Source organism: Halomonas sp. LES1, assembly GCF_031846005.1.
Classification (GTDB): Bacteria; Pseudomonadota; Gammaproteobacteria; order Pseudomonadales; family Halomonadaceae; genus Halomonas.
Map to the genome: position 1 here is coordinate 547,020 of NZ_JAVRGC010000002.1, position 11,563 is coordinate 558,582.

The 11,563-nt window shown below is 64.2% G+C and carries 14 protein-coding genes; 1 reads left to right on the top strand and 13 read right to left on the bottom strand.

Annotation, left to right across the window (positions count from 1 at the left end; translation table 11 throughout):
- Positions 1-2 precede the first annotated feature (2 nt).
- The 12 genes from fliQ to fliF all read right to left on the bottom strand — a co-directional run bounded on the left by fliQ (position 3) and on the right by fliF (position 10,415).
- Entirely contained in the window at positions 3-272 is a 270-nt protein-coding gene (gene fliQ, locus RM463_RS06740; protein WP_311429487.1) for a flagellar biosynthesis protein FliQ, read from the bottom strand.
- 86 nt (positions 273-358) lie between these two features.
- The gene (gene fliP, locus RM463_RS06745) at positions 359-1,090 is read right to left on the bottom strand and encodes a flagellar type III secretion system pore protein FliP (RefSeq protein WP_311429604.1); all 732 of its coding nucleotides are present in this window, start codon (positions 1,088-1,090) and stop codon (positions 359-361) included.
- Between the two features lie 26 nt (positions 1,091-1,116).
- Positions 1,117-1,554, bottom strand: coding sequence for a flagellar biosynthetic protein FliO (fliO, locus tag RM463_RS06750; protein WP_311429488.1), 438 nt, complete (start codon positions 1,552-1,554; stop codon positions 1,117-1,119).
- Positions 1,551-2,060 carry a flagellar motor switch protein FliN gene (gene fliN, locus RM463_RS06755; protein ID WP_311429489.1) on the bottom strand — a complete coding sequence of 170 codons (510 nt, stop codon included), beginning with the start codon at positions 2,058-2,060 and terminating at the stop codon, positions 1,551-1,553. Before fliN ends, fliO begins: the two co-directional genes overlap by 4 nt.
- On the bottom strand, positions 2,053-3,111 hold the full coding sequence (fliM, locus tag RM463_RS06760) for a flagellar motor switch protein FliM (RefSeq protein WP_311429490.1): 1,059 nt from the start codon (positions 3,109-3,111) through the stop codon (positions 2,053-2,055). The genes fliN and fliM overlap by 8 nt, the downstream gene beginning before the upstream one ends.
- Before the next feature lie 22 nt (positions 3,112-3,133).
- Positions 3,134-3,604: a flagellar basal body-associated protein FliL gene (fliL, locus tag RM463_RS06765; protein WP_311429491.1), complete on the bottom strand. Its 471-nt coding sequence runs from the start codon at positions 3,602-3,604 to the stop codon at positions 3,134-3,136.
- Between the two features lie 147 nt (positions 3,605-3,751).
- Positions 3,752-5,065: a flagellar hook-length control protein FliK gene (locus RM463_RS06770; RefSeq protein ID WP_311429492.1), complete on the bottom strand. Its 1,314-nt coding sequence runs from the start codon at positions 5,063-5,065 to the stop codon at positions 3,752-3,754.
- 19 nt (positions 5,066-5,084) lie between these two features.
- Entirely contained in the window at positions 5,085-5,543 is a 459-nt protein-coding gene (gene fliJ, locus RM463_RS06775; RefSeq protein WP_311429493.1) for a flagellar export protein FliJ, read from the bottom strand.
- On the bottom strand, positions 5,540-6,931 hold the full coding sequence (gene fliI / locus RM463_RS06780; RefSeq protein ID WP_311429494.1) for a flagellar protein export ATPase FliI: 1,392 nt from the start codon (positions 6,929-6,931) through the stop codon (positions 5,540-5,542). The genes fliJ and fliI overlap by 4 nt, the downstream gene beginning before the upstream one ends.
- On the bottom strand, positions 6,928-7,707 hold the full coding sequence (locus tag RM463_RS06785) for a flagellar assembly protein FliH (RefSeq protein WP_311429495.1): 780 nt from the start codon (positions 7,705-7,707) through the stop codon (positions 6,928-6,930). The genes fliI and RM463_RS06785 overlap by 4 nt, the downstream gene beginning before the upstream one ends.
- Entirely contained in the window at positions 7,700-8,704 is a 1,005-nt protein-coding gene (gene fliG / locus RM463_RS06790) for a flagellar motor switch protein FliG (RefSeq protein WP_311429496.1), read from the bottom strand. The genes RM463_RS06785 and fliG overlap by 8 nt, the downstream gene beginning before the upstream one ends.
- Positions 8,697-10,415, bottom strand: coding sequence for a flagellar basal-body MS-ring/collar protein FliF (gene fliF / locus RM463_RS06795; RefSeq protein ID WP_311429497.1), 1,719 nt, complete (start codon positions 10,413-10,415; stop codon positions 8,697-8,699). The genes fliG and fliF overlap by 8 nt, the downstream gene beginning before the upstream one ends.
- A gap of 362 nt (positions 10,416-10,777) precedes the next feature.
- Between fliF and fliE the strand changes: the two genes are divergently transcribed.
- Positions 10,778-11,101, top strand: coding sequence for a flagellar hook-basal body complex protein FliE (fliE, locus tag RM463_RS06800; RefSeq protein WP_311429498.1), 324 nt, complete (start codon positions 10,778-10,780; stop codon positions 11,099-11,101).
- A 69-nt stretch (positions 11,102-11,170) separates the two neighbouring features.
- On the opposite strand, the gene RM463_RS06805 is transcribed toward fliE, so the two are convergent.
- A complete protein-coding gene (locus tag RM463_RS06805; RefSeq protein ID WP_311429499.1) occupies positions 11,171-11,539 on the bottom strand; it encodes a flagellar protein FlaG in 369 nt (122 codons plus the stop codon).
- Positions 11,540-11,563 lie beyond the last annotated feature (24 nt).

Sequence of the window (11,563 nt, forward strand, 5' to 3'; positions counted from 1 at the left end):
TGTTACATCAGCATTGCAGGGATATTGGTGAAGAGCTCCCGCGTGAAGGTGGTGATCAGGGAGAGCAGCCAGGGGCCGGCCAGTACCAGCACGGTGAACACGGCCAGTATCTTGGGAATGAACGAGAGGGTCATCTCGTTGATCTGGGTAGCGGCCTGAAACAGGCTGACCAACAGGCCGGTGGCCAGTGCGGCAAGCAGCAGCGGGGCGGCGAGCAGCAGCGTCACACGCATCCCCTGATAGGCCAGATTCATCACCATTTCCGGTGTCATGAACGGCTCCCTAAATCAGCAGTTATCATGGATTGGTGGCAAAGCGCGATGGCGCCTGGCAATGGAGGTGTTAAAAATAGAACCGTTTAGAAATAGAAGCTCTCGGCCAGGGATCCCAGGATCAGCTGCCAGCCATCCACCAGCACGAACAGCATCAGCTTGAAGGGCAGCGAGATGGTGATCGGCGGCACCATCATCATGCCCAGCGACATCAGCGTGCTGGCGACAACCAGATCGATGATCAGAAAGGGAATAAAGATGGTAAAGCCGATCTGGAAGGCCGTCTTCAGCTCGCTGGTAACGAAGGAGGGCACCAGGATGCGTAGCGGTACATCCTCCGGGCCCTGCAGATCACCGATGTCGGCCAGGCGCGCGAACATGGCCAGGTCCGGTTCCCGGGTCTGGGCCAGCATAAACTCCCGGAAGGGCCCCTGGGCCAGCTCCAGGAACCGGCCAAGGTCGATCTCGTCATTGCTCAGTGGCACCCAGGCCAGTTCGTGAACCTGGTTGAATACCGGCGCCATGATAAAGAAGGTCAGAAACAGCGCCAGACCCAGCAGGATCTGGTTGGGAGGGGTCGCCTGGGTGCCCATGGCGGTGCGCAGCAGGCTCAATACGATGATGATGCGGGTAAAGCTGGTCATCATCAGTAGTGCGGCCGGTAGAAAGGCCAGCGAACTGAGCAGCAGCAGTGTCTGCAGCGATAGCGACCAGCGCTGCCCGCCATCTTCGGTCGGGGTGCTGATGATGCCGGGGATTTCCTGGGCGAGGCCCAGTGTTGGCAGCAGCACTCCGGCGAGCGGCAATGTCAGGAACAGAAGCCATTTTACCGATTCGCGCCGGGTCACGAGTCTCTCCTGTGGTCCAACCCGGCATTGCGCTTGAGTGCCTTGGCGAAGCGTGTGCCGAAACTGTCGCCAGCCTCGAACGGGGGAGGACTGTCGTGGCTTTCGGGTGCGCCGGGTTCTGCCGGCAGGCTATGCAGCATCTCCACACGACCGTTGCCCACACCGATCACCAGCCACGTCTCCTTGACCTGGACAATGGTGACTCGCTCCCTGGGGCCGACCAGGGCGGAGTCGATAACCCTGAGCTGGCCACCGCCGCGGCGCTGATAAGGGCCCCAGCGGCGCAGCACCGCGGCGGCGAGAAACAGGATCACCAGGATCAGCGCCAGGGCGGCTGCGGTCTTGCCCAGCATGGCCAGCCCCAGCAGCGACTCGCCGCCGGCGCTCGCGGCCTCGATGCCGCCCTGTACCTGTTCGCCAGCGTTCTCGTTCATCTGTTCAGCTTCTGCACCCGCTCGGAGGGGGTGATGATCTCGGTGATACGGATGCCGTACTTGTCCTCGACCACGACCACTTCACCCTGAGCAATCAAATAGCCGTTGATCAATATGTCCATGGGTTCACCGGCCAGTCCTTCCAGCTCGATCACCGAGCCCTGGGCCAACTCCAGCAGCTGCTTGATCGTCAGCTTGGTGCGGCCGAGCTCCACGGTGAGCTTGACCGGGATATCCATGATCATTTCGAGATCGCGGGCCACGGTAGCACCCTGGCCCTGCTCCAGCGGGGGAAATACGCTATGGCTGGCCGACTGAGCCTCGGGAGGCGGGTCATCGGAGCTTGTGGGCTCCTGGTCGGCGGCTTCGGCCGCCTGCTGCTCTGCCAGAGCTGCGGCCCAGGGATCCTCCTCGTCTGCCGGCTGGGTATCGTCGTTCTGCTCGGACATGGCGACGGACCAGTCATCCTCACTGATGTTCCTATCGGGCTTGTTGGGGTCAGTCATGGTGCGATTCCTTAGCTTTCGAGGCGGCGCCACGCGGTGAAGCCCCCTTGACGAACGTATCGGCAGGCTCGTGGTCGGCGGCATGGTCAAAGATTTTTCTTACCCGCAGTGCCCGCTGCTCATGGCGGCTACCGTATTCACATTCCATCACCGGCACACCATCGACGCTGGCGGTGACCGTTTCGGGGAGCTCCAGCGGTAGTACGTCGCCTGCCTTCATCGACATGACATGGGAGATGCGGCTGGGGATATCGGCAAACTTGGCGATCAGCTCCACCTCGGAGTGGCGGATTTCACCGGCGATACGGCGTGTCCAGGCGCTGTCCTGCTTTGGATCGCCGTCTCGGAGGGGGTTGGTCAGCAGGTCGCGCAGCGGCTCGATCATCATGTAGGGCATGCAGATCTGGAAGCTACTGGCCAGATTGCCCACCTCGAGATTGAAGTTGGTATTGACCACGATTTCGTTGGGCGAGTTGGTAATGTTGGCAAATTTTGACTGCATTTCGCTGCGTAAGTATGAAATTTGCAGCGGGTAGACCGATTTCCATGAATCGCTGTAGGCACTGATGGCCAGATCCAGCAGGCGCTGAATGATGCGCTGTTCGGTATTGGTGAACTCGCGCCCCTCGGAGCGAGTGACGAATCGCCCATCGCCTCCGAACAGGCTATCTACCACCATGAAGACCAAGCTGGGAGGAAAGACAATCAGCGCCGAACCGCGCAGTGGCTTCATGGCGATGATATTGATATTGGTGGGTACCGGCACGTTGCGAGAGAACTCGCTGTAGCTCTGGTAGCGTACCGACTCCACGGTAATGTCGGCACTGCGACGGATCAGGTTGAACAACGCCATGCGGAAGTAGCGAGCGAAGCGCTCGTTGATGATATCCAGCGAATGCAGGCGTTCGCGAATGATCCGATGCTGGGTGGCGGGGTCATACGGACGAATGTGCGAGGCGCCGTCGCCCTTGGCTTCGGGCTCGTCGTCGCCGCTGACACCCTTGAGCAGGGCATCGATCTCTTCCTGTGATAGCAGGTCGTCTTGGGACATGGTGTCTCGGTCTCCTGCCCGACTACTGGACGATAAACTCAGTGAACAGCACGTCCTTGATGGCCAGTGCGGGCTGTCCGGGCTCCAGTGGTGCCTCAAGCTCGGTGATGATGTCGTCGGCCAGGTGCTGTTTACCTTCAGCGGAGGTCAGCTCACTGGCCTTCTGGCCCGAAAACAGGGTCAGCAGACGGCTGCGCACCTGGGGCATGTACTCCTCGAGCAGCGCCTGTGTCTGGTCGTCGCCCAGCTTGAGCGTGATGCCGGTATAAAGCAGGCGTGAGCCGTAGTCATCGTCGGCGAGATTGACCGTGAACGGCTCGATGGAGAGAAAGATGGGAGCGCTGCGCTCCGCCGTGGCCGGTGTCTCCTCGGCCGAGGCGTCGGGCTGGCTGAAAACGAAGAACAGGGTGACGGCAGTCACGATGCCAAGAAGCATCAGCAGTGACACTAGCCCCCAGATGAGCTTGCGGGATCCACCGGCAGATTTCGCCATTCACTTACCTATCGTGTTGTATCGGATGTTTCCATCATGGCTGGATAGAGTATGCACCCCGTGGCGCCATGATAGTGAGCCGAACAGGCCCGACTTGCGGGCGCATCTTCAAGGATCGTGCCTAAAGAGGCTTAAAGTTGCAGAAGCTCAGGCGTAGAGGTCGACCCGACCGTCGAGGCGGATCGTACGCTCGCCCCCCTCCGACAGGCTCTGCGAACCTGTCTCGCCAGTATCGGACGACGTCCCGCCAGCCAGCAGGGTCTGGCCGCTCTCGTGCGATTCGCCATGACCCTCGTTGCCTGCATGCTGTTCGCCCACCGTGGCCTCACCCAGCTCGATGCCTTGTTCGGCCAGTGCCTCGCGCAGCTGCGGGATCGACTGCTCGAGGATCTGGCGGACCTGCCCGTGGGCCGACAGGAACTGGGCCTGGGCGCCCTGGTCTCCCATCTTGAGGCTGATGGACAGCGGGCCGAGCTCGGCGGGGTGAAGCTTCAGCTCGACCCGCTGCTCGCCGCCGCTCTGACTCATTCGAATCAGCTGCTGGCCGAGTTGCTGGGGCCAGGCCGGGCTGTTCACCGGGGCGCTCAGGCTAGCGGTCGGCGCCGGTGATCCACCCGTCGCTGAACCCGTTGCCGTCACGCTGCCGGTCAAGGGGGACAGCGCTTCGGAGAGGCTCCCTCGTGGCGCCTCACCCTGAAGCGAAAAGGTGGTAGAGGCCAGCTCTCCCTGGCGTGTGAAGGCAGTGCTGGTGTCGATGCCACTCAGTTGCGGGGCCGTGGCGTTGCCGCCATGGGCATCACCCATTTGTGTCTGGCCACCGCGCTGCATGGCAGCCAGGATGGTGTCGCGAAGCGTTGCTCTGGGAGGTGTCGCGGCATCTCCCTGCCATGCCCTGGCCATGCCGCTGCCCGACTCGCTCGCGCCTGGCAGCAGGGAAGGTGACCATGGCGCCAGGCTCGGCTCAGCGTCAGCCCCTGCCAGCCGGCCCGCCTGCTCGATCAGGGACAGGCGTTCGCGCAGTGTCGCCCACTCGTCAGGCAGGTTGTCATGCCGGGAAACGGGCCAGGCCTCATTGGAGCCACCTTGGGGCTGGAGCCCTGACGCAAGCTCCAGCGCCGCTTCACCATCGGATGAAGACAGAAGCGACGCCAGCTCGTTCAGCATGGTCTCGATGTCACTCTTTGCAACGCCAGCCTCGTCGAGCTGCACATTCAGATCGCTCAGCAGGGTGGCGATGTCACTCTGCGCAACACCCGCCGCGTCGAGCCCCTTGGCACTCGGCAGGCCGGCAGCACCCGAGGCGCTCGTCTGCGGATGAGGCGAGGCTGCCGTGGTGCTGCCGGCGGATGTCATGCTGGCCAGCTTGCTGGCAAAGGTCGGTGAGCCGGCAGGGGCACCGTCATGATGGCTGGCGGACTTGGCCGGCGAGGGGCTGAGAGGCATAACATGCTGAACATTCATCGAAAGTCTCCTCGTAGGCTCAGAATCCGCCCTCTCGGGGGCGGTGGGCCAGGCGGCTGTTGACCAGGTCATCGCTGACGCGTTGTTCGCGACGCTGGGCCATGCGCTGCTGCTCCTTGGCACGCCGTTCGGTCAGGGTGTCATAGGAGCTCAGGCGTCGCTGCTCCTGCTGCCACCGTTGGCGGGTGTGGTCGATCCGCTGCTGCTGGGTCTGCATGGCATGTCGGGCGCGCGCCAGGGCATCGTCGAGAGAGGCCAGGAACTGTTGATAGTTGCGCATGGTAGCGGGATCGATGCCGTCACGCATGGCGGCATTGAGCTTGTCGGCATACTCCTGCCGATAGTCGGTGAGTGCCGCCAGCTGGTCGGCGACCTGCTTGGCATTGCGCTGTTCGCCGGCCAGCGCCTGGCCGGCCTGGTCGCGAGAGTCGCGGGCCAGCTCGATCAGGGTATCGAGGGGAGTATGGGGCTGAGTCATGCCGGACCTCCGACAGTGCTGATGAGGGCTTGCTGAGAGGCAGCAATATCGGCGATCTCGTCGATGCGTTGTTGCAGGAAGGTCTCGAGCTGCGGAAAGCGCTGTACGGCCTCATCGAGCTGAGGGTCGTTGCCGGGGTGGTAGGCGCCGACGCTGATCAGGTCCCGGTTGCGCTGGTAGCGGGAGAACATTCCCTTGAAGCGCTGGGCCAGCCGCTGCTGTTGGTTATCGGCCACGGCGGTCATGACGCGGCTGATAGAGGCCTCGATGTCGATCGCCGGGTAGTGACCCGCCTCGGCCAGGGTACGAGAGAGCACGATATGGCCATCGAGGATGGCGCGTGCCGAGTCGGCGATAGGGTCCTGCTGATCATCCCCCTCGGTCAGCACCGTGTAGAAGGCCGTGATCGAGCCGCCCCCCGGTTCGGCATTGCCCGCTCGCTCCACCAGGCCCGGCAGCTTGGCGAATACCGAAGGGGGGTAGCCCTTGGTGGCGGGTGGCTCGCCGATGGCCAGGGCGATTTCGCGCTGGGCCATGGCGAAACGCGTCAGTGAGTCCATGATCAGCAGGACATTGTGGCCCTGGTCGCGGAACCCTTCGGCCAGGCGCGTGGCATAGGCCGCACCCTGCAGACGCTGCAGCGGTGAGGTATCCGCGGGGGCGGCGACCACCACCGAGCGTGCCAGCCCCTCCTTGCCGAGAATATTGTCGATGAAGTCCTGGACCTCTCGACCACGCTCGCCGATAAGGCCCACCACGATGATATCCGCGCGGGTGTAGCGGGCCATCATCCCCAGCAGCACCGACTTGCCGACCCCGGAGCCGGCAAACAGCCCCATGCGCTGGCCGCGCCCCACGCTGAGCAGCGCATTGATGGCGCGTATGCCGACGTCGATCTGCTCGTTGATGGGGGCCCGCGAGAGTGGGTTCAGCGGCGGGCTGGCCAGCGGAGCTCGCTGGGCCTCCTGCAGCGGGCCGAGGCCATCCAGTGGGCTGCCATTGCCATCCACGACCCGGCCGAGCAGGCTCTCACCGATGGGGAATCGCCGCGCCGCATTCGGGTTGCCCTCCACCAGCGGGAGGACCCTGGCGCCGGGGGAGAGGCCGCTGATTTCGGCCAGCGGCATCAGGTAGAGGCGGTCGCCGGCAAACCCCACGACCTCGGCCTCGGCGAAGCGGGCGGGCTCGCCGGGCAGCGAGGGTAGCTCGATGCGGCAGGCATTGCCCAGTGCTACCTGTAACCCTACCACCTCGATCACCAGGCCGGTCGCCCGCACCACCCGGCCGCTGGAGCGGTAGATCGGCAGCGGTGCCACGCGCTGGCGTACACCGCGCAGCGCCTGCTGCCAGCGTGCCTGGTAGGGGTTGGTGGCCTGGCCTGCGCTCACGAGTGCTCCTCCTCGCGACCGGTCGAAACGGCCCGCTGGCCTGGCGCTTGGGGGCTGCGACGGCGCACCTGCGCTTCGATGGCCTGCCAGCGTCTCTCCCAGGTGGCATCGAGCTCGCCGCTGGCGCTGGTGACACGGCAGCCGCCACGGCTGATCTGATCGTCGGGCTGCAGTGCCCAGCCGGCCGCCGACAGCTCCTCGCCGAGGTGCTTTTCCACCAGCGCATGGTCCTGGGGGTGCAGCCACAGGCGCTGTTGGCCCAGCAGCGGCGGGTCGGTGTGCAGCAGCGCGCGTACCACTTCCAGCACCTGGTCTGGCCGCTCCTCTAGTGCCTCGCCGGCAAGCTTGCGCCCGGTTTCCAGGGCCAGGTCGGCCAGGTCCTCGGCAATGACCTCGTCCAGGGTGTCGAGTGCGCTGGAAAACTGCTGGGCAAGCTCGCCCAGGGGAGCGAGCAGCTCGTGTTTGCGAGCCTCGAGCTCCTGGCGTGCCTGCTGGCGCCCCTCCTCGAGTCCCTTGGCCAGCCCCTCGCGGTGGCCCGCCTCGAGGCCTTCCTGGTAGCCGGCGTCACGGCCCTCCTGCATGGCCTGCTCGCGCAGGGCGTCGAGGTCGGCCTGGCGCCGCTGGCGCTCCTTCCGGCGGCGTTCGGCCTCGGGGTCGTCGCGAGTCGGCCCTAGGTGACGCTCGGACTCCGCCTGTGGGGCGCCCAGCTCGTCCATTTCCCAGCGTCGCCAGGCCCTCTGCTGGCCACCCGGGTCGAGGTGGCGGGTATCAGACATAGGTCTCGTCTCCGCCGCTCAATACCACTTCGCCGGCATCGGCCAGGCGGCGCACCACTTGCAGGATCGTCTTCTGTTCGGCCTCCACCTGGGAGACCCGGATTGGCCCGCGCGCCTCCATATCCTCGCGCATCAGGTCGGCGGCACGCTGGGACATATTGCGCATGAACTTGTCCATAAGCGCCTCGGGAGCCCCCTTGAGCGCCACCACCAGGGAGTTGGTATCGATCTCCTTGAGGATGATCTGGATGCTGCGATCGTCGAGGTCGATAAGGTTCTCGAACAGGAACATCTCGTCGATGATCTTCTGGGCCAGATCCTCGTTGTGCGAGCGCACCGTCTCGATGGCGGCCTCCTCCTGGTTGGTATTCATCAGGTTGAGGAGCTCTGCCGCCGTGCGTACACCGCCCATCTTGCTGCGCTTGAGGTTCTGGCCATCGAGCATATTGGTCAGTACCTCGGTCAGCTCCTGCAGGGCGGCAGGCTGAACGCCGCTGAAGGTGGCGATTCTCAGGACCAGATCATTGCGCAGCCTCTCGTCGAACAGCGCCATCACATCGGCCGCCTGATGACGCTCCAGGTGGATCAGAACCGTGGCGATAATCTGCGGGTGCTCGTCGCGGATCATCTCGGCGACTATCGATGGTTCCATCAGGTTGAGGGCGTCGATGCCCGAGCCACTGCCGCGAGTCTCCAGCACATCCTCGATCAGGCTGCTGGCACGATCACTGCCCAGCGCCTTGGTGAGCACGGAGCGGATATGCTCACTGGAATTGAGGTTCAGGGCGATAAACTCTTCGGTCTCGTCACTGAATGCCTGCAGCACCTTGCGCATCTCATCGTGGGAGACCTGCTCGAGGCTTGCCATCTCCAGGCTGATCTGCTGGATTTCCTGCGGCGAAAGAAACTTGAAGACTTCTGCCGCGGCATCCTCGTCCAGTGCCAACAGCAGGATGGCGCTGTGGCGAACGCCGCCCATCTCCTGAAGCTTACTCATGCTTGTTCATCCAGCTGCGTACGATCATCGCCACCATGCGTGGGTCCTCCTCGGCCATTTCGCGCAGGTCGTTGAGGTTCTGTTCATACGCCGTGGCCTTGCGACGGCGGGGCTTCTCATAGGTGGTCGTGTCTCCGTCCTTCCTGGCGCCATCTTTGTTCGACTCCTCGTCATCCCCCACGCGGGCCGTGACGGTGGGCGCTGGCTGCTGAGGTGCCGGGAGGGCCGTGGCACGCTTGATAAAGGGACGCAGGAGCAACAGGTAGAGCAGCAGAATAGCCAGGCCGATCAGCAGATACCGGCCAAGCGTGGCCGCCAGCTGCTGGATATCGGGGCGCTGCCACCACTCGAGAGGGGCTGTCTCCTGCTCATCCACGGTGAAGGGGCTGTTGACCAGGGCGATCTCGTCACCGCGTGCCTCGGAAAACCCCATGGCCTGACGCACCAGGCGCTCCAGCTGGGTAAGCTCTTCCTCGCTGAGCGGCTCTGCCCGGGCAGCGCCGTTCTCGTCGATGGTCTCACGATAGTTGATCACCACGGCGGCGCTGAGGCGCTCGATCTCCCCGCGGCGATACTGGGTATGCGAAACGGTGCGGTCGACCTCGTAGTTGATCACCTGGTCGCGGTCCAGACTTGACTCGTTGCCAGTGCCCTCGCCATCGGCACCCTCGTCACCGGCACCTTCGGCATCCTCGCCGGCGGGGGCTTCGATCGGTGATACCGCGATGCCGGGGGGAGTGTTGGAAAGGGCCCCGGGAATACCGCCCGCGACCTCCCCATCTCCCTGCCAGGTAAGGCGCGACTGAAGGCTGCGCACGGCGGCTTCATTGGGCGCCTGATTCGGCCCATAGCGCTCGGCCGTCTCCTCGCGCTGCGAGAAGTCGATATCGGCGGTCACCTGGGCCTTGACGTTGCGCAGGCCCAGAATCGGCGTCAGGATCGACTCGATGCGCCGCCGATAGGAGCGCTCCACTTCGGCGATATACTCGAGCTGGGTGCCGTCGAGACCCAGGCCGCCGCCATCGCTGGGGGTCAGCAGCTTGCCATGCTGGTCGACCACCGTGACGGCATCGGCCGCCAGGTCCGGGACGCTGCTGGCCACCAGATGCACGATGGAACTCACCTGGCCCTCACCGATGGTGCGCCCCGGCTGCAGGGTGAGCACCACCGAGGCCTTGGCGGGTTCGCGGTCACGCACGAAGACCGAGTCCTTGGCCAGGGCCAGGTGCACGCGGGCCCGCGCTACCGGGCCCAGCGACTCCATGGAGCGTGCCAGCTCGCCCTCGAGGCCGCGCTGATAATTGATCTGCTCGGCAAACTGGCTGATGCCAAAGGCCTGGTCCTGCATCAGCTCGAGCCCGGCGTTGCCCCCCTGTGGCAGGCCCTGCTCGGCAAGCTGCAGACGCAGCGTGTGCACCTGACTGTCGGGAACCAGCAGTGCCTGGCCCCCCTGGCTGAATCGGTAGGGCACGCCACGGCTATCCAGCTCGCCGATGATGCGCCCCCCATCCGCCTCGCTGAGATTGCTGTAGAGCACACGGTAGTCGGGGCTTCGCGCCCACATCAGCAGCGCCACGATGATGGCAATCGTGGCCGCGCCGGCGATCACCAGGCCCAGAATGGGGTTGCCGCGCAGTCGCGTGAGCCCACGCGCCAGACCGCCCGTCTCCTCGCGGGACTGGCTGTCGGTGGCGGTGGCGCCCTTACTCATCAACGCCTCCGTTCCCGGAGGCGCCTGGCAGGGCACGCATCACCACCCGGTATAAAGGGTAAAAGGGCATTGACGGCGTCCGTTCATCGCTTTCGACCGCACGCCGACGGGGTGCGGTACTATGATGGACGCCATTATCCGGGCTTGCCGCCACCCTAAAGGAATGAAAAGCCACTCTTTTGTCGGTCAATTGCTCGTTTGGTTTCGGGGCAGGGGTGATAGGCTAGCCGGGAAATCCGCTTCTTGAGACTCCGTTTCTCGAAAGCTCCGCATCAATACGTCGATACAGGCGGGTCGACATGACGGGGTCGCCCGACATGAGCGGGTCGACATCAATGGTCTTGCATAAGGTAGTGGTGGCAATGAGCACGCCAGCAATCGAATCCGTTCTTTCCCAGATGCAGTCCCTTGCGTCCCAGGCGGCTGGTCAGGCGGGTGGCCAGCAGGTGGATACGCGCGTCGGTGGGGGCTTTGCCGGCGAGCTGCATGATGCCATCCATCGTATCAATGACCTCAAGCTCGAGTCTGCCGATACGGCTGCGGCATTTCAGGCCGGCGAGCCCGGGGTCGAGCTCAACGATGTGATGGTGGATATGCAGAAGGCCAGCATTGCCAGCGAGATGGGCACCCAGGTGCGCAATCGCCTGGTGACGGCCTACAAGGACATCATGAACATGCAGGTTTGATGCAGGAGGCTTTCCGGCACTGTCGCCGGCACTTTCGTCGACACTCTCGGTCGATGTCGCCGGCGTTGATCACGCCTGTGTGCGGACCAGATTGCCCTTGAGCTCCTCCAGGCGCTCCGCGACCCGCAGCAGCTCCTCCGCGGGAATCTGGCGGATCACCTCGCCGCTGTCGCGATCCACGATGCGCGTCACGGGGCGCTCGGTCATATCCGAGAGCTCGAACTCCAGCCCGAAGGCGCGCATGGTCTCGTTGATGCGCTGGACGGGGGCTACCAGTGCATCCTGGCTGATCGCATCGCCGCCAGAGCTCCCCTGGGAGATGGCGCCGCCGGGGTTGGGTAGCTGAGCCAGTACGCTATCCAGGCGCTGGCGCGGGGGTAGTTCGTTGATGGTCCCGAAGGGCGCGGCGGCGGTGGCATCGGCAAGTGGTAATGTCATTTGTTGCTCCCATCTTCTGTTTTT